This window comes from Candidatus Tisiphia endosymbiont of Xenochironomus xenolabis, assembly GCF_964264705.1.
Classification (GTDB): Bacteria; Pseudomonadota; Alphaproteobacteria; order Rickettsiales; family Rickettsiaceae; genus Tisiphia.
Genome location: NZ_OZ183473.1, coordinates 1141380 through 1159686, shown reverse-complemented (window position 1 = coordinate 1159686; position 18307 = coordinate 1141380). Strand labels below are relative to the sequence as shown.

Sequence of the window (18307 nt, the reverse complement as noted above, 5' to 3'; positions counted from 1 at the left end):
AGATGTTACAAATAACAGTACGGGAAGCTTTGCGTCAGGCAATGCAGGAAGAAATGTTGAAGGATGATAGCATCTTTATTATGGGAGAGGAAGTTGCCGAGTATCAAGGAGCATATAAGGTAACCCAAGGATTGTTAGAGCGATTCGGGGCAAAAAGAGTAATTGATACACCAATAACAGAACATGGCTTTGCTGGGGTGGCTATTGGTGCAGCTTTTTCGGGGTTGCGTCCAATTGTTGAATTTATGACATTTAATTTTGCTATGCAAGCAATGGATCAAATAGTTAATTCTGCAGCTAAGACTCATTATATGTCTGGTGGAATTATTAAATGTCCAATAGTATTTCGTGGACCAAATGGAGCAGCAAGTCGAGTTGCTGCACAACATAGTCAAAATTATACAGCTTGTTATAGTCATATTCCGGGGTTAAAAGTAGTAGCTCCCTATAGTGCAGAAGATCACAAAGGGTTGTTAATGACGGCTATTCGTGATGATGGTCCAGTGATTTTTCTAGAGAATGAAATTCTCTATGGGCATAGTTTTGAAGTTCCAGAAATAATCGAGCCTATTCCTTTTGGGCAAGCTAAGAAACTTATTGAAGGTGATGATGCTACCATAGTAACATTTTCCTTACAAGTTAAGTTGGCTTTAGATGCGGCAAATAGTTTGCAGGATAATGGCATTAACTGTGAGGTGATTGACCTTAGAACGATCAAGCCTTTGGATATAGAAACTATATTACAATCAGTCAAAAAGACTAACCGATTGGTTATTATAGAAGAAGGTTGGTTTTTTGCCGGGGTTGGGGCAACTATAGCTAGCATGGTGATGAGTCAGGCATTTGATTATCTAGATGCTCCTATAGAAATTATCTCGGGTAAGGATGTTCCCCTACCATATGCTGTTAATTTAGAGAAATTAGCCTTACCAACTATCGAAGATGTTATTAGTGCTGTGAAGAAAGTGTGTTATGTTCAATGATATTTGTAAAATAATCATTGACGAGGCAACTATATTAAAACATAATTAACTAGATGGTCGTGCAGTTGCGTAAAAATCTATACTAGAATTTACGAGGAAAGTCCGGACTCTACAGATGTATGGTGCTGGTTAACGTCCAGCGGGAGAGTAATCTTTTAGGGAAAGTGCCGCAGAAAATATACCGCCAAATTATAATTTAACATAGTTTGGTAAGGGTGAAATGGTGTGGTAAGAGCACACCGGTAGGTTGGTAACAAGCTACGCATGGTAAACCCCACCAAGAGCAAGATCAAATAGGCACTACAGAACTTACGTGTTCCTAGGCATCTCTGGCTAGAAGTAGTGCGGGTAGATCGCTTGAGGTAAATGGTAACATTTATCCTAGATAAATAACTGCAATAGATAATAGAAATATTATCTATACAAAATCCGGCTTACAGACCATCATTTGGTTTTGAATTTAGAATTGGTGAGTTTAAAAAATAGAGTATGTTTGGGTAGTTCCACCGTCAAAAGTCTAGAAATATAACATCTAAAGAATTTCCGCTTAGGTGGGAATCTATAGCTAAAATGGGTTTTAATGCATAAATATAATAAATATATAGTATTGTTATTAACAGTAATTATAATTTCTTTTTCGTTGTTTAAATTTCTACCTACAGTAATATTAACAACTAAACCATTATTAGAAAATGATATTAAGGTTTTTGTAATAAATTTAGACCGTACTCCACAAAGATATCAGAAAATAACTCAGCAACTTCAAAAAAATGGGTTAAATTATGAAAGATTTAATGCTATTGATGGGTATTTATTAGAAATAGTCGATGATAAGGGATTAAAATTTTCTGGTCAAGACATAAAAAGTAACCCTAAACTCTTATTGCCAAATAGTTATTATACTATTCGTTGTCCTTCAGAAGATGTTGAATATTATTCTGATTTCTCAATGTTAGCTCGTACTTTAACTGCTGGGGAATTTGGTGTATATTGCAGTCACCGAGAAATTTGGTATAAAATGGTTCAAGAAAGTATTCCATATGCGTTAATATTAGAAGATGACTCAGTATTTAGTACAAATTTTCGAGAAGAATTTCTAAAGGCTATAAGTACACTACCATCGTATTGGGATTTCGTTTATTTGCACATGATATTACATGCTAAAACAAAGGCGTTGCAGAATGTGTATAATAATCCACTTTTGAAAAAAATAAGAACTAATAATATAGGGTTTACTTCAACAGCGGCATATATGATTAGCCTGCCTGCAGCAAAAGCACTACTTGGTTATAGTAAAAAATTTACTTGGCCAATAGATCATGTACTGGAGCGTAGCATCGTTTCAAAAAAAATGGAGGCTTATGCTATATGGCCATTCCCAATTAACCCAGAAGGAGATTCAATTATTGGAGAAATGTTCCCTAAAAAGAATGATATTCGAAATTAGTTCTTGTCATATAGATTGCTTCGTCGCTACTAAAGTAGTTCCTTGTGCAATGACAATTATAGGTGTACATACGTAATTGCGAGCGAACATGAGCGTAAAATAATGTAGTGTAAAATCTTATACCCTTATACAATCGGTCTTTCAGACTTGTACCTTATCAAAAATCATTGAAGTAGGGATATGTATCACTATATCTTTTGTTTGATTCTCCTTTTTCTTCAATTGGTGAATCTGCTCTACCTTCTTTATCAAAAGAATTCCCTGTTGGTATTAGTGACAATTTCTCAAAAATTTCCATCCATGTCAGTTTTTTATTTTGGTTTTTATCGTCCATAAATATTTCCTAAATATACTTACCTCAAATAATTATTATATATCATTAAATATATAATCTCAATCATCTTGAAAAAAATATCTTTCCTAGCTAGCCTATGCTCATTCAACGATAGATTTCTTTCCGAATATGTACTATACTTAAACCATTCGAATATTACTTTAATAAATGTGGGTTCTAACTGTGGCTATTATAGATCATCAAAACTTAATATCTGTTAACATTGAAGATGAGATGAAAGGCTCATACTTAGATTATGCAATGAGTGTAATTGTCAGTAGGGCTATTCCAGATGTACGCGATGGTCTAAAGCCAGTACATCGCAGAATCCTTTATGCAATGTATGAAGCTTCTAACTACTTTAACAAACCTCATCGTAAGTCAGCGAGAATTATTGGTGATGTAATGGGTAAATATCATCCACATGGTGATGCGGCAATTTATGACTCATTAGTAAGAATGGCACAGGATTTTTCTTTAAGATTACCACTAATTAATGGACAGGGTAATTTTGGTTCGAGAGATGGTGATGCACCTGCTGCTATGAGGTATACAGAGTCAAGACTGGCTAAAGTTACTCATACATTACTTGAAGATATTGACAAAGAAACCGTTGATTTTGCTCCAAATTATGATGGTTCTGAGAGAGAACCTACAGTATTGCCATCAATGTTTCCAAATCTCTTGATAAATGGTACTAATGGTATTGCTGTTGGTATGGCCACCAATATTCCGCCTCATAATCTTGGAGAGATTATTGATGCTTGCTGCCTATATGTTGATAATAATGATATAGAAATATTAGAACTTATGTCAGTGGTTAAAGGTCCTGATTTTCCAACGGCTGGTATTGTGCTTGGTATAAACGGCATTAGGTCGGCTTACTTAACGGGCAGGGGGAGTATTCTAACTAGAGGTCGAGCAGAAATTGAAGAGATTGCTAATAATAGACAGGCTATTATTATTACAGAAATACCATATATGGTTAATAAAGCTAAATTAGTTGAGAAAATTGCTGAATTAGTCAAAGAAAAACGGATAGAGGGTATCAGCGATCTTAGAGATGAATCAAATAAAGATGGTATTAGAGTAGTAATTGAAATAAAGAAAGACGTGGTAGCCGAAGTAGTGCTAAACCAAATATATTCTTATACTCAGTTACAAACCAGTTTTGGGGTGATTATGTTAGCTCTAAAAGACGGGCTACCAGAAGTTATGAACTTAAAAGAAGTAATAGCGGCTTTTGTTAATTTTAGAGAAATAGTAATCACTCGGAGAACGATATATTTATTAAATAAGGCTCGGGATAAAGCTCATATTTTATTGGGACTAATTATTGCCGTTAGTAACATTGATGAAGTTATTAGAATTATTAAATCTTCAAGTGATCCGGCAAGTGCTAAAGAGCAATTAATGCAAAGGACTTGGGATGCATCAACTATCATAAATTTAGTAAAACTTGTTGATGATAGAGCGGTGATAGCCGATGATGGTAACTGTTATTTTACTGAAACACAGACAAAAGCTATTCTTGAAATGCGGTTACAACGTTTAACTGCTATGGAGAAGAATAAATTAGAAAGTGATCTAGGAGAAATTGCTGAGGAAATTACAGGCTATACTGCTATTTTATCATCCCGTGAAAAGCTTTTAGAGATTTTAAAAAACGAGTTAATTAGAATTAAAGATGAATTCGCTACACCACGTCTTACTAGCATTGAATTTGGTGATTTCGATCAGGATATAGAGGATCTTATCCAAAGAGAAGAAATGGTTGTGACCGTAACATTAGGCGGTTATATTAAACGCGTACCTCTTGCTACCTATAGAGCACAGAACCGGGGAGGGAAGGGCAGGTCAGGGCTGTCAATGAGAGACGAGGATATTACTACTCAAATATTTGTTGGTAGTACTCACACACCAATGTTATTTTTCTCAAATATTGGTCAAGTATATAGCTTAAAATTATACAAATTACCGCTCGGTAATCCTCAGAGTAAGGGCAGACCAATAGTCAATATTTTACCTTTAAAAGAAGGAGAGCATATCAATAATATTATGCCATTACCTGAGAATCAGGATGAGTGGGATAGTTTGAATATTATTTTTGCTACAAGCCAAGGTAATATCAGGAGAAATGATTTATCAGACTTTAAACGTATTCAATCAAATGGTAAAATTGCTATTAGGCTTGATGATAATGACCTTTTAATAGATGTTAAAGTTTGTAAAGATGAAGATCATGTGTTACTGGCAACAAAATCTGGTAAAGCCATAAGATTCCCTGCTAGTTCAGTTAGGGTATTTAAAAGCCGCACTTCTGATGGAGTAAGAGGGATGAGACTTGCTTCAGGCGATTATGTTATCTCTATGACCATATTAAAAGGCATCTCCTGCACTATGGATGAAAGAGAAACTTACCGATCAATTCCTCTAGAGGAAAGATTGTTAATAGCTGATGGTAAAGAATTTACTCCAGAAGAATATGGGGTAAATTTAACTAAAGAACAAATTTTGGAAATGGCACTGTCTGAAGAATTTATCCTCACTGTTACGGAAAATGGTTTTGGCAAGAGAAGTTCGGCATATGAGTATAGGATTACTAATCGTGGTGGAAGCGGTGTTGTTAATATGGATGTGTCTAATAAAACAGGCTTGGTTGTTGGCGTAATGCCGGTTAATATATCTGATGAGTTGATGCTAATTACTAATAACGGCAAACTAATTAGGTGTAAACTTGAATCGGTACGTATCACTGGACGTAATACTAGCGGGGTAATATTATTTAAAACTGAGCAAGAAGAAAAAGTAGTTTCTGTTGCGTTGATTGCTGAAAGCCCTGAAACAGAAGAAGAAAATATGCAAGATGGTAGTGATGATGGAGAAGTATTGCCTGAATAGACCTCTTGCCAAGCGTCATGGCTCAGAGCTGCTTTGCGGCGACGCGGCAATCCAAATGGATTGCTTCGTCGGCTACGCCTTCTCGCAATGACGTAAAGTTTTGCAGGAGAACTAATGAAATTATCTGATTTTGATTTTACTTTACCGAATGAATTAATAGCCCAGAACCCAGCAAAAAAACGAGATGAGTCTAATTTATTGGTAGCTGCCCCAAATAATCACTTAGTGCAGACCAAGTTTCATGATATAATCGACTATCTATGCCCTGGTGATTTAATGGTATTTAATGACACGAAAGTTATTAACGCTAAATTGCTACTGAATAAATCTGGTAAAAAGATCGAATTATACCTAAACAAGGCAATAAGTGATAATTATTGGCATGGTTTTGCCAAGCCATCAAAAAGACTTGCCATTGAAGATCAGTTTGAGTTTGCTGGTAATAAGATTATTATAAGTAAAAAGCTTGGAATGGGACAAGTTGAGGTGGCTTTTGCTCTAGATAATATCTCAATTTTTGAGTTTTTAGAGAAATATGGTGAAATCCCACTACCTCCTTATATCAAAAGGGGAGAAAGTTTACCAAAGGACGCTAATTTAGAGGATGATATAGGCAATTCAGAAGAATTTGACTATAATAGATATCAAACAGTTTATAGCAAGAACCATGGAGCAGTAGCCTCCCCAACTGCAGGGCTACATTTCTCCGAACAATTGTTGGCATTAGTTAAAGCAAAAAATATTGAAACTGCCTTTATTACCTTGCATGTTGGGGCAGGGACGTTCCTACCAGTTAAAACTGAAGATATTGATCAACATCAAATGCATTCAGAGTATTATCATATAGATAAAAAAACTGAAGATATGATTAATAAGGCAAAAAAAGAAAATAGACGAATAATAGCCGTCGGCACTACCACCTTACGAGCATTAGAAAGTAACGCCATAGCAAATAATGGGCAAATAACAAATGGTGAATTTGAAACAGCCATTTTTATTAGACCAGGATTTAAATTTCAAATTGTCGATATGTTAGTTACCAATTTTCATTTGCCAAAATCTACATTATTCATGTTAGTCTGTGCATTTGCTGGCTATCAGGAAATAACTAATATCTACAAATATGCTATAGATCAAAAAATGCGATTTTTTAGTTATGGTGATGCAACGCTTCTTTATCAGCACTGTCATTGTGAGGAGCCTTGAGCCTCAACCTTCATTGCGAGGAGCCTTGAGCCGACGAAGCAATTCTGTTCTATGTCATCTCAACTTTATGTCACCCCTGCGTAGTACTACAGTTGTAGATTGAATGTGAGTGTTCACGGAAAAAAGGTTAAAGTATAAGATGTCATTGCGAGGAGGTTGCCAGACCGACGGAGCAATCCAGGAAAGTGATTAGAAATGGATTGCTTCGTTGACCTTACGGTCTCCTCGCAATGACGCTTGGTGATCAGGTTTTTTTATTCATCACAAAAAAATCGTGAATGCTCACATCTAAACTACAAATGTAGTAGGCAGGGGTTTATACTAGATTCCCGCCTACGCGGGAATGACAAGAGTACTCGGAATGACAAATTAATTTGTAGCATGTCAATCAAAATTTGAGAATAGAATTATAATATTAATCGGCATCATTATTACCAGAATCCCCTAATGTTTTCATCTTCTCCTCTTCTTGTAAATGCAGTACTAATGTTTTCATCTCCTCCAAATCTAAGTTTTGTGTATCAGTGCTACATTCAGGCTCTTTTGGAAGAGAAGAGAAATAAGATATTTCATCTGTTTCAATAATTTTTAAACCTTTGCTTAGTTTTACCGCATTCTTTACATCATTATGATTACCTTGCTTGTTAAAATAAATTAAGTATTTGCCTTGAGGATTTTTATAAATCTCATATGTATATAATCGCTCATCACCAGTAATTTTAAGCTCTATCAGTATGTTGGGTATAATTTTTATCCCATTACTCTTATGGTCTTTATCAATTAATCCTTTTAATAAGGCATTATTAAAATTTTCAAGTAGTTGAGTATCCATTTTCTCTTTCAACTTTCGATCAACCATCACATAGAAATTTGGTTTATCTTCTACAGAATAAATATCTTGTTGATTAGAGACGTAAGTATCTTTACCAGTATTCCAATTAGCTGGCTGTTCTTTAGTAGCAGTAGTGTCTAATGACTTTTTAAGTAAAGCTTTTTTCTGGTATTGAAAATAAGCATGTATTGACCTAGGAGTAAGATTAGCAATAAACTCATTTAACTCGTCAGTATCCATCAAGTCGATTGAAACAATATTATTCTCTTCTGTAGTCTCTATGGTAGCAGCCTGGGCTAGGGGTAGGGGGACTTGTTCCTGCTCTTTTTGAAGTCTTGCTAGTAATGAACTAAGTATCTTTATTTTGGCTATAGTTGATGAATCTAAACTAGTTGCGTTATTTAAATAACACATGGCTGTGTTAAAATCCTCTTTTTCTACAGCTATATAAAAAGCAAAATCTTGAGCAGAGGATAGTAACAGAGCAGACCTATCGCCTAAGCTAGCATTCTCTTTTAGAAACTGTAAGCAGGGTTCAGATTTTTCTTCCAAACCATTCTGTTTATAAAATATAAATTCTAGATATTTAAGAAGAGGGAAAGTATGATGTCCTAAAATTTCAGGATATTGTTTGTACTGCTGGTTAATAAATTCTAACCCTTCTTGCCATAACCCAGCTTCTTTACAAATTTTTAATATTTTAAATAATTTAATTGGTATATTAAGCTCCTTTGTACAACAAATAGTGATTTCATTGCAACACTCAATGGCTTTGTTAAATTCCTTATGTTGTAAAAAGAATTTTATCCATATTTCTTTATAAATCGCTAAATAATCGTTCTGATGTGTATTATTCTGAAAAAACGTACCTAATTCTGCAAGGGAAGCATCTTGCTTAGATGCAAATTGCAGCATTATTGTAGATAAATTTTGCAGTGCTGGATCTGTTAACGTCTTTGCATGGTTTTCTAATGCTGTTAAAATAGAAAAATTTGGTGCAGACCCAACAATATTAAGCATTATTTGATACAACTCTCTAATAGCACTATCTTTAATTTTTGCTATTTGCCTTGAAATATTGTAAATATCACCATTATTAATATAATGGTTTAATTGTTCCATTATTGCCCCTTGATCATCTGGCGTTAATTTTTCCGCCTGAGAAAAATACTCTAAAGACTTTGCTATATCAGAATGTTTCCACGCTAATCCTAGATTAAATAATATCTCATATAACGATTCATTATATGTTCCAGCTGGTAGTTTTTTGAAACTCTTAATTAGATAATTATGGGCATATTCAGCATATTTAATGGTATTATTGTCATCTGCTACTCCTAAGCACTCTATACACATTATATTATATAATACTGTCAGAATAGTAGATAACTCCAAGGTTGTAGCTTTATCTATTATATATTTTTGCAATTCAGCACTCTCTTGATATTGATAGTGCTTATATAATCTAATTAACGTTTCTAAGCTGTTAATGACATATGGCATTTCATCAGATGACATCTTCTCAGAAGGTTTTGCTAATTGCTCAAGGAAGCTTTTTATACCATCGATCGCACCTACAAAATATTTTTCGTTATTTTTTTCTGATAAAATAGCTTTATAAAAATCTGCCATTCCTTTGTAAAAGCCTAAGATTTTATCTTCCTCTGGTTGCGGTTCTACAAGTTTAGCTGTTACTTTTCCCTTGTTCTTCAATACCTCTTTGGCGAATGCTACATAATTATAGAATTTACCACTTGGAGCAATTAGCTCTGCTCCGGCTGCTTTTAATTCGTTGACTATTGGAGTATATTCAAGTAAACGTGCGAAATAAAGAGACGCAAATTTTTGATTATCTTGAACATTTAAATCTGCTTTAGCTTTAATGAGTGTAATAACAGTTGGCAAACTATTAGCAATTATTGCTCTATGTACTGAAGTTTGTCCTTGAAAATCTTGATTATTAGGATTAAATCCTTTGCTAAGTAGAAAACTGACAATTTTTTCAGATCCATAGATAGCAGCTTGATCAAGTAAAGTTGCTTTAGCTGCTGAATCTTTTTGTTCTCTGAGATCAACCTTGAACTCATTAATTATTAGTTCTATTATATTTACATTGTTATCATCTTCGACTAATGGAACTAATTCATAAAATAATTCCTTGGAGCTTATTTTTAAACAAGATTTTAAGTTAGTTAACTTAAATAATAATTCAAGTGCTGTAAAGTCCTGAGCTATAATAGAATTTCTAAAAGCTTGATTTAGAAAGGCTTTATCTGATTTGTAAAAATCTAATTCTTCTTTTGTTGTTGTAATTTTTCCCATAAGAACCACTATTTATATTATTCATTTCCACCCACTATTGTCATTTCCGCGAGTTCTTGATAAAAACGTCATTGCGATGAGGCATAAGCCGACAAAGCAATCCATGCAGTCAGCTTTTTTACTCACCGAAGCAGGATGACACTAAAGATAATATACCATAAAATTTAGTGCCACTAATAACAAAGATATTATTTTTTAAAAATTTTTAATAATATTAACCATATATTAACCTTATTTTCCATAATAATTATTATAGAACTATTGTATACAAGTAAGTTTAAGCTAGGAACGTAAAATAAGCAATTTACTATCACCATATATTTTCTCTTTAACCATTTCTAAAGAATCGTCTGTAAGATGCTCATTTTTAGCAAATTCAACGACAATAATTGTTCCATCTTTTAACCATTGACTTTTTTTCAAAGCATTTACTGCCTTTGATACAAGATTTTGATAGTATGGTGGATCAATAAAAATTAGATCAAAGCTGTTTTTACATTTTGGCAAAGCTGTAGCATTGATATTTAGGAAAGTCATTTTATCCATTTCACCTATTTTACTAGCAAATGCTTTTGCTGCCCGCAAATAATCAGCATTTATATCAATTACTGTAATATCCCCTGCCCTTCTAGAACAACTTTCAAAAGCTAGGCTACCAGTGCCGGCAAATAAATCGAGAACCTTAGACTCCTTGGTAAATAACCTACCATCACTAAATTCTCCTGAAGTTAATATACTAAAAATCGCTTCTCGAATTTTGCCGGTGGAAGGACGATAATTAGAATTTTTTAAGGTGGGTATTATCCGGTTTTTATGTTTACCGGCGATAATTCGTATCATAAAATCATAAAAATTTCTTAAATTTCTCAAGAGGCAGTTCTTTATACTGATTTGGTTGCAAATCACCTAATATAAACCCCCCATAACTAATTCTAATTAATCGGTTAACACTTAGACCAAAATATTCAAATATCTTCCTAATTTCACGATTTTTTCCTTCAGTTAAAATTACTTCAAACCAACAATTAGTTTTTCCTGATTTTATTAATTTAATTAATTTAGGATCATAACGTATTTGATCAATCTCTATATTCTTATAATTTTTAAGCAATGAGCTTGGGTTACCGTGTGCTCTGACTCTATATATACGTTCAAGTTTACTTGATGGTAACTCAAACTTCCTTGCTAAGTCACCATTATTGGTAAGTAATAGTAATCCTTCACTATTGAGGTCTAATCGCCCGATTGAAATTACCCTAGGCATATTCTGTAATGCCAAATTTTCAAAGACAGTTTCTCTACCATAATTATCTTTATGCGAGGTAATTAAGCCGACAGGTTTATAATATACCCATAAACGTGGAGTTTGTTGTTCTATTACTTTTCCTGATACTTCAATAAGGCTAGTATTATCAACCATGGTGGCAGGTGAATCGATAATCACGCCATTTACCTTTACTTCACTATTTTTGATAAGCAGCTCTGCAGCACGCCTTGAACATATCCCTGCATTACTAATCGCCTTTGCCAACCTTTGTGTACTATCCTGTTTCAAAAATCCACTTCCAAATAACTACAACAATAGTCTTAATTTTGATAATATAACATTTATGAGTATTTTGTCTAATGTAAGAATCTTAGTTGCTATACGGATTCTCCAATCCATAGATCGTGCTTGATCGCATAATACCGCTCCCTTTATTTGTTCAAAGTTTATCATTACTTCAAAGGGATAGCCCTTAATTTGACTAGTAATAGGTACAAATAGAGCAAGACCACTCTTAAGGTTATATTTGTAAGGACTAAGAACTACAGCTGGTCGTGTTTTTTGAATCTCTCTACCTTTTTGAGGTTCAAAATTAATCCAAACTACATCACCTCTTTCAGGTATGAATGTTACCACAATTCATTACCTACAACAATGTCATCATTTAATATTTCATGATGACAGTTAAAATCTGTAATATTATCCAATAATATATCTAATTCTGATATTTTTGTAGTGATAATCAAATGGTTATCAGCTATTTCTAAATTAACAAATGCACCTTGTTGGAAATGTAACTTATCAGCTAGATTTTTAGGAATTCTAATCCCCAAGCTATTTCCCCATTTTTGAATTTGAGTTTGCATAATATCATTAACATTTTTATTGTATAAACAAGTATACACAATAAACCTACATCCTGCAAGTTAAAAATTCTTTAATGTCATTGCGAGGAAGCGTAGCCAACGATTCCCAGACGTCACTGCAAGACCATGTAATGGTCGAAGCAATCCTTTCTAATCACTTTCCTGGACCACCCCCCTTCCCTATTTGTTTCGTATCCTCAACATTGCTAAAAGCAGTAACAAACTAGTAAACATCTGTATATAAAATATAATACTACTAAATTCTGGCAAAAATATAACTATCATAGGTTGTAATAAAATTGCTATGCCACTTGAAAATAAGGTTATTCTAATACAGGTTTGCCAAGAGGACTTAGGACCAAAATAGTTAGTTAACAAATATACTAAGATAATAATAAAGCTTTTTTCAAATAAAATTGTTATAAAACGAAAAGCTATTATTATAGGCATTAAAATGTAAATAAATATCTTCGGTGCTTGTGTTAGGGTTTTGGCAAAGTGCTTTTTAATAACTTCTTCAGTGAGAATCTTTTGATCAGGAGTAAATAATTTAGCATATCCAATATTAAACACACTCTTTTTTTTATCGGTTATTTCTACTGTAGTAAGGGTTATATTGTTACTACTAAATAGGACGGGAACTTTAAGTTTTTCCCCATAAGATAATTGATTTTTTGAGTCTATAGCCGCAAGCTTATTGCCATTCTCATCGAGTAAATATATAGGTTCATCCTGATCAACTGAAATTTTACTACCATCATAATAGATTTCCGGTAATTGTTTAAATATATATTCGATAGTTATTGTGCCTTTTGTTAAACGATTCTCAGTAAAGTAATCGGTGAGGACTAACAAGTAATTAAATATAACAATACAATAGATCAATGATGATATAAAAGACACAGCAAATATATACTTAATCCCGTATCCTTTATATGATTTATAAACATCTTGGTAAAAATTTACTGAACTAATTGATAACCACAATTGATTCAATAACGTGCTAAACCATGAAAAAACGGATAATAGTTTTGTTGTCATAATATCTATTTTGATGTAGATTCATAAAAAATTTTTATAATTAACCCCTAACGTCATTGCGAGACCATGTAATAGTCGAAGCAATCCATTTCTAACCATTTTCTTGGATTGCTTCATCGGCTATGCCTCCTCGCAATGACTTTATCTGTCATTGCGAGACCACATAGTGGTCGCGGCAATCCACACTTATTGGATGTTTCGTCGGCTCACGCCTCGTCGCAATGACGCGTAATGTTAATCTGGTTATCTATATCAATATCTTTTAACACAAAATTAATATTTATTATAATGAAGTTTAATAAAATCCCCAAATATTCAGAAAAATATTCTAAATTAAGTAACTGTATTAGAGTTTTAGCAAGTGATAGTATAGAATATGCTCAATCAGGGCATCCAGGTATGGTTCTTGGTATGGCAGATGTCATGACCATGTTAGTATTTAATTTTCTAAAATTCAATCCTAATGATCCAACTTGGTTTGACCGTGATCGCCTGGTTCTATCAGCTGGACACGGTTCTATGTTGCTGTATAGTTTTTATTATTTAACAAATTATAAAAATTTTCATCTAGAAGATTTAAAACAATTTCGAAAATTACATTCAAAAACTCCTGGACATCCAGAATATGGAGCATATGAAGCTATTGAGGCTACTACAGGACCTTTAGGGCAGGGGTTTGGTATTTCAGTTGGGATGGCGATTGCCCAAAAAAAATATCAACAAAAATTGGGCAAAGATCTTAGTGCACACAAAATTTATTGTATAATTGGAGATGGATGCCTAATGGAAGGTATAAGCTATGAAGCTGCTTCTTTAGCTGGGCATTTATGCCTAAATAACTTAATAGTTTTATTTGATGATAATAAAATTTCCATCGATGGCTCTACCAACCTTACTGTATCTGAAAACCATCTGCTGAAATTTGCCGCCATGGGCTGGAATACCGAATCTATTGATGGGCATGATTTTGAGCAAATTAATGCCAGCCTAATTAAGGCACAAAATTCTGATAAACCATACTTGATTGCCTGCCGTACTTTAATTGGCAAAGGCTCTATTAACAAGGTGAATTCAAATGCCGCCCATGGCTGCCCGCTTGGTAAAGATGAGGTTAAACTTCTTAAAGAAAATTTAGGTTTTAATGATCAGGCGTTTACTATACCAAAGGAATTACAAGAGATATGGGGTACAGCTTGGTTAAGAAATCAAGCGAGTTATACTAATTGGCAAGAGAAGTTTGCTGATATAACTCCAGAGCAAAAAGCCTATTGCAATAAAGCTGATATAGATTGCTCTTTTCTTGATAATATCCCTATTCCAGAAAAAGCTGAAGCAACCCGTTGTTCATCTGGTAGAGTTATAGAATATCTAACCAAACTATCAGATAAAATTATTTTTGGCTCAGCTGATTTATCATTATCCAACAATATCAAAAATACTGCTAGTAACATAATTAATAAAGATGATTTTACTGGCAATTACATCCATTATGGGGTTCGTGAAAATGTTATGGGGGCTATCATGAACGGACTCGCATTATCAGGCTTCTTACCCGTAGGGGCTACTTTTCTAATATTTTCTGATTATATGAAACCAACTATGCGGCTTTCTTCTATTATGCAGCAGCAAGTGATCTACATCATGACCCATGATTCAATTGGGGTAGGAGAAGATGGCCCTACTCACCAACCAATAGAGCATCTAGCATCCTTTCGAAGCTTACCAAATATGATGGTATTACGCCCGGCAGACTATCTTGAAACAGTTGAATCTTGGCGAATTGCTTTAGCTAATAAAGATGGCCCTTCTGTTCTTGCTTTAACCAGACAGTCAGTATCTCAAATAGTTATAGTTAATTCAGGAGGATTTGGTGCTAGGAGCGATGGGGCTACGCCTATAAGTAATAGGCGAGCGACGAGTGACGACGTCACCAACTTCTCATCAATTGACTATAGCCGAAATATTTCGCAAAATTTATGTTCTAAAGGTGGGTATATACTGTCAGGGAATAATCAAGAAACAGTAGATGTTGCTATCTTCGCCACCGGCTCTGAATTATCAATATCATTAGAGGTAAAAGATATACTAAGCAAAAATGGCTTTAGTACCAATGTGATTTCAATGTTATGTTTTGAGTTATTTTTTAAACAGCAACCTAGCTATATCCAAAATATCCTATCCAATGCCAAATTAAAAGTTGCTATAGAAGCTGCAAGTAGCTTTGGCTGGCATCGAATCATTGGAGAGAACGGAATGTTCTTCGGAATGGAACAATTTGGACTCTCAGCTCCCTCTAATGATTTATACTCATATTTCGGTCTTACTCCATCAAATATTTCCGAAAAGATTATGGCAAGAATCCAAAAAAATTAGAATTGGATTGCTTCGTCGGCTAACGCCTTCTCGCAATGACGTTATCTGTCATTGCGAGCCACCATAGGTGGCGTGGCAATCTATTTCTAATAGCTTTTCTGGATTGCTTCGTGACCTTACGGTCTCCTCGCAATGACGGTTTCTCAATTATTGTTTTCTTAAACTAACGCTTATGAAATACTAATGGGTTAGCTATATCATAGTACTTTCAGCTCCTGTTAAATTAACAGTGTCGCTGACATCAAGATTAACTGTATTGGGGTAAGAATTAACTTCATCATGGTTAGCAGAATAACCATGATTAACAGAAGAATAACCATCATTATGATTAGTTCGAGTAAAAATATCTTTCAAGGAGTCCAAAACTTTTGTACGCAATCCGATTGGTTTTGCTTGTACTACTGGTACTGCTACAATTTCTTCATCCGTTTCTTCTTCATATGTTTCTTTTACATAGTTAATTGTAGTTACAAGTGGGTTGAAAGATACTGATTTTTTACTTGGAGGGTCTTGCGACTCAATGTAATGTTGGTTCTTATTGAGAGCTTGTATATTAGAGTTAGATTTACTCTTAAATATCTTCCGCTTCATAAACTTTACCTGTTTTAAAACTATTGTAACGGATTGTAAATTGTCATTCCCGCGTAGGCGGGAATCTATATCCCGCACTGAAGCATAAGCGTCAGTTTAAGAAAATAAAGTAGAAAATCGTCATTGCGAGCCACCGTAGGTGGCGTGGCAATACATTTCTAATTTTGGATTGCCACATCACCACAAAGCCGCTCCTCGCTAATAGATGTTGGGCAAGCAGATTTTTTATTCATCATAAAAAATAGCAAAAAAACCGTGAACGCTCACAATTCAGTTAATTTCACCTACGATTGCACTTCAGCTCCTGCTAAACTAATAGCGTCCTGGTGATCAATATAACCAGGATTAACTACACAAGGGGAAGAAAAAGCTCCATCAAGATTAATAAAAAAATCACTAGAATCAACAAAACAATCATCACTAGGATTGGGAATATCATGAGTAAAAATACGCTTTAAAAACATAAATATTCCTGTGCAGCATCCGATTGCTTCTACTAATGCTGCTGAGCCTTCTTCTAATGTTATATCTTTAGGTGTTTTTTCTATAGATTCAGCTAGTTTAGCTATTTTAGTTGAACTTGGTTCTTTAAGAGAAAATGCTCTTTTAGTTAGCTCAATTTTAGCTAAACTTAGTTCTTCAAGAGAAAATGCTCTTTTAGTTGGCTCAATTTTAGTTGAACTTAGTTCTTCAAGAGAAAACGCTCTTTTAGTTGGCTCAACTGCATTATTATTTATACTCGAAATGGCTTGCAACTCTATAGAACTTGAGTTATCATTGGGAGCTTGTATATCAGATAACTTCATAAACTTTACCTTTTTAAAACGTTATAACGGATAGCAATAATTTCTTATAGCCTGTTAACTTATGGTTTATAAACGTAAACTAGGAAATTATCTACTAATTTTTTAACTTGTTGGAAAGTTTTTGTCTCACAATCACTATTGTCTTGCATAGTTTTTAAGCCATCTAATACATCGCTAATCATATTACCAACTTCTATAAACTCTTGTTCTTTGAATCCTCTAGTGGTGCATGCTGGAGTGCCGAGCCTAATACCAGAAGTAATAAATGGTGAAGTGGCATCAAACGGTATCGCATTTTTATTGCAAGTTATACCGGCTCTTTCAAGCGAATCTGCTGCCACCTTACCAGTTATACCATATTTTCTTAAGTCCACTAATACTATATGATTATCAGTACCATTAGTTAAAATATCATAGCCTCTTGCCATCAAACTATTAGCAAGAGCCTTGGCGTTGTTGATAACCTGTTTTATATAAAGGTGATATTCTGGCTGTAAACATTCCAAAAATGCTACTGCTTTTGCTGCAACAATATGCATTAATGGACCACCCTGTAACCCAGGGAATAAAGCAAGATTTATCTTCTTACCCAATTCCTCATCATTTGACAGAATAAGACCACCACGTGGACCACGCAGAGTTTTATGAGTAGTAGAAGTCACAACGTGAGCATAAGGCAAAGGACTTGGATGTTCACCTACCGCAACCAGTCCAGCAATATGGGCAATGTCTGCTACTAAATACGCCCCTACTCTATCAGCAATTTCCCTAAATTTAGCAAAATCTAATTGACGTGAATGAGCAGAATAGCCAGCTATAATCAATTTTGGCTTATGCTGAACTGCCAATTGCTCTATTTGGGCATAATCAATTAGATAACTCTCCTTATTTACAGAATAGAACACTGAGTTAAACCATTTGCCAGATAAGTTAGGCGGAGCACCATGCGTCAAATGCCCACCTGTATCTAGCGACATACCAAGTATGGTGTCATGTGGTTTTAATAGAGTTAAAAATACTGCCTGATTAGCCTGAGATCCGGAATGAGGCTGAACGTTAGCATATTTACAATTAAATAGTGTTTTTACCCGCTCTATAGCCAAAAGCTCAGCCTTATCAACCTCATTACAACCGTTATAATAACGTTTTCCCGGATATCCTTCAGCATATTTATTGGTCAGAATTGAACCTTGTGCCTCTAATACCGCCGGGCTTACAAAATTCTCAGAAGCAATCAATTCAATAAAATCATGCTGACGCTTCTTCTCACCATTGATAATTTGGTATATTTCGTTATCTGTTTCAGATAATTTATTGGTAAACATATTCATTGATTGG

15 protein-coding genes and 1 other RNA gene are annotated in these 18307 nt (G+C 34.3%); 6 read left to right on the top strand and 10 right to left on the bottom strand.

What is annotated here, in order from left to right; translation table 11 throughout:
- The first annotated feature begins 2 nt into the window (after positions 1–2).
- The 3 genes from ACFELY_RS05630 to ACFELY_RS05620 all read left to right on the top strand — a co-directional run bounded on the left by ACFELY_RS05630 (position 3) and on the right by ACFELY_RS05620 (position 2430).
- Complete coding sequence (locus tag ACFELY_RS05630) at positions 3–983, top strand: pyruvate dehydrogenase complex E1 component subunit beta (protein ID WP_375333871.1); 981 nt, start codon at positions 3–5, stop codon at positions 981–983.
- 49 nt (positions 984–1032) lie between these two features.
- Positions 1033–1436: RNase P RNA component class A (gene rnpB, locus ACFELY_RS05625), an RNA gene on the top strand.
- A gap of 127 nt (positions 1437–1563) precedes the next feature.
- Positions 1564–2430, top strand: coding sequence for a glycosyltransferase family 25 protein (locus ACFELY_RS05620; RefSeq protein WP_375333870.1), 867 nt, complete (start codon positions 1564–1566; stop codon positions 2428–2430).
- A 157-nt stretch (positions 2431–2587) separates the two neighbouring features.
- Here the strand turns inward: ACFELY_RS05620 and ACFELY_RS05615 are convergent, their stop codons facing one another.
- The gene (locus ACFELY_RS05615; protein WP_341748929.1) at positions 2588–2764 is read right to left on the bottom strand and encodes a hypothetical protein; all 177 of its coding nucleotides are present in this window, start codon (positions 2762–2764) and stop codon (positions 2588–2590) included.
- 183 nt (positions 2765–2947) lie between these two features.
- Between ACFELY_RS05615 and gyrA the strand changes: the two genes are divergently transcribed.
- Entirely contained in the window at positions 2948–5665 is a 2718-nt protein-coding gene (gyrA, locus tag ACFELY_RS05610) for a DNA topoisomerase (ATP-hydrolyzing) subunit A (RefSeq protein WP_375333869.1), read from the top strand.
- 114 nt (positions 5666–5779) lie between these two features.
- Positions 5780–6871 carry a tRNA preQ1(34) S-adenosylmethionine ribosyltransferase-isomerase QueA gene (queA, locus tag ACFELY_RS05605; RefSeq protein ID WP_375333868.1) on the top strand — a complete coding sequence of 364 codons (1092 nt, stop codon included), beginning with the start codon at positions 5780–5782 and terminating at the stop codon, positions 6869–6871.
- A gap of 415 nt (positions 6872–7286) precedes the next feature.
- Here the strand turns inward: queA and ACFELY_RS05600 are convergent, their stop codons facing one another.
- The 6 genes from ACFELY_RS05600 to ACFELY_RS05575 form a co-directional block, all read right to left on the bottom strand.
- Positions 7287–10025 carry an ankyrin repeat domain-containing protein gene (locus tag ACFELY_RS05600; RefSeq protein WP_375333867.1) on the bottom strand — a complete coding sequence of 913 codons (2739 nt, stop codon included), beginning with the start codon at positions 10023–10025 and terminating at the stop codon, positions 7287–7289.
- Between the two features lie 282 nt (positions 10026–10307).
- Positions 10308–10865, bottom strand: coding sequence for a 16S rRNA (guanine(966)-N(2))-methyltransferase RsmD (gene rsmD / locus ACFELY_RS05595; protein WP_375333866.1), 558 nt, complete (start codon positions 10863–10865; stop codon positions 10308–10310).
- A gap of 4 nt (positions 10866–10869) precedes the next feature.
- Complete coding sequence (locus ACFELY_RS05590; protein ID WP_375333865.1) at positions 10870–11580, bottom strand: pseudouridine synthase; 711 nt, start codon at positions 11578–11580, stop codon at positions 10870–10872.
- Between the two features lie 18 nt (positions 11581–11598).
- The gene (locus tag ACFELY_RS05585; RefSeq protein WP_341759077.1) at positions 11599–11928 is read right to left on the bottom strand and encodes a type II toxin-antitoxin system PemK/MazF family toxin; all 330 of its coding nucleotides are present in this window, start codon (positions 11926–11928) and stop codon (positions 11599–11601) included.
- Complete coding sequence (locus tag ACFELY_RS05580; RefSeq protein ID WP_375333864.1) at positions 11922–12158, bottom strand: AbrB/MazE/SpoVT family DNA-binding domain-containing protein; 237 nt, start codon at positions 12156–12158, stop codon at positions 11922–11924. Before ACFELY_RS05580 ends, ACFELY_RS05585 begins: the two co-directional genes overlap by 7 nt.
- A 180-nt stretch (positions 12159–12338) precedes the next feature.
- Entirely contained in the window at positions 12339–13199 is an 861-nt protein-coding gene (locus ACFELY_RS05575; RefSeq protein ID WP_375333863.1) for a DUF1189 family protein, read from the bottom strand.
- A 288-nt stretch (positions 13200–13487) separates the two neighbouring features.
- On the opposite strand from ACFELY_RS05575, the gene ACFELY_RS05570 reads away from it, so the two are divergent.
- Positions 13488–15572 carry a transketolase family protein gene (locus ACFELY_RS05570; protein WP_375333862.1) on the top strand — a complete coding sequence of 695 codons (2085 nt, stop codon included), beginning with the start codon at positions 13488–13490 and terminating at the stop codon, positions 15570–15572.
- 192 nt (positions 15573–15764) lie between these two features.
- On the opposite strand, the gene ACFELY_RS05565 is transcribed toward ACFELY_RS05570, so the two are convergent.
- The 3 genes from ACFELY_RS05565 to glyA form a co-directional block, all read right to left on the bottom strand.
- Entirely contained in the window at positions 15765–16163 is a 399-nt protein-coding gene (locus ACFELY_RS05565; protein ID WP_375333861.1) for a hypothetical protein, read from the bottom strand.
- A gap of 284 nt (positions 16164–16447) precedes the next feature.
- The gene (locus tag ACFELY_RS05560; protein WP_375333860.1) at positions 16448–16969 is read right to left on the bottom strand and encodes a hypothetical protein; all 522 of its coding nucleotides are present in this window, start codon (positions 16967–16969) and stop codon (positions 16448–16450) included.
- Between the two features lie 59 nt (positions 16970–17028).
- Positions 17029–18300 (bottom strand): serine hydroxymethyltransferase, encoded by a 1272-nt coding sequence (gene glyA / locus ACFELY_RS05555; protein ID WP_375333859.1) that lies wholly within the window; start codon positions 18298–18300, stop codon positions 17029–17031.
- Positions 18301–18307 lie beyond the last annotated feature (7 nt).

What these genes read in the sequence shown, in the direction of transcription:
- ACFELY_RS05630 (WP_375333871.1), top strand. Translation starts at nt 3, where the DNA reads ATGTTACAAATAACAGTACGGGAAGCTTTGCGTCAGGCAATGCAGGAA.
- ACFELY_RS05620 (WP_375333870.1), top strand. Translation starts at nt 1,564, where the DNA reads ATGCATAAATATAATAAATATATAGTATTGTTATTAACAGTAATTATA.
- ACFELY_RS05615 (WP_341748929.1), bottom strand. Translation starts at nt 2,764, where the DNA reads ATGGACGATAAAAACCAAAATAAAAAACTGACATGGATGGAAATTTTT.
- queA (WP_375333868.1), top strand. Translation starts at nt 5,780, where the DNA reads ATGAAATTATCTGATTTTGATTTTACTTTACCGAATGAATTAATAGCC.
- ACFELY_RS05600 (WP_375333867.1), bottom strand. Translation starts at nt 10,025, where the DNA reads ATGGGAAAAATTACAACAACAAAAGAAGAATTAGATTTTTACAAATCA.
- rsmD (WP_375333866.1), bottom strand. Translation starts at nt 10,865, where the DNA reads ATGATACGAATTATCGCCGGTAAACATAAAAACCGGATAATACCCACC.
- ACFELY_RS05580 (WP_375333864.1), bottom strand. Translation starts at nt 12,158, where the DNA reads ATGCAAACTCAAATTCAAAAATGGGGAAATAGCTTGGGGATTAGAATT.
- ACFELY_RS05575 (WP_375333863.1), bottom strand. Translation starts at nt 13,199, where the DNA reads ATGACAACAAAACTATTATCCGTTTTTTCATGGTTTAGCACGTTATTG.
- ACFELY_RS05570 (WP_375333862.1), top strand. Translation starts at nt 13,488, where the DNA reads ATGAAGTTTAATAAAATCCCCAAATATTCAGAAAAATATTCTAAATTA.
- ACFELY_RS05565 (WP_375333861.1), bottom strand. Translation starts at nt 16,163, where the DNA reads ATGAAGCGGAAGATATTTAAGAGTAAATCTAACTCTAATATACAAGCT.
- ACFELY_RS05560 (WP_375333860.1), bottom strand. Translation starts at nt 16,969, where the DNA reads ATGAAGTTATCTGATATACAAGCTCCCAATGATAACTCAAGTTCTATA.
- glyA (WP_375333859.1), bottom strand. Translation starts at nt 18,300, where the DNA reads ATGAATATGTTTACCAATAAATTATCTGAAACAGATAACGAAATATAC.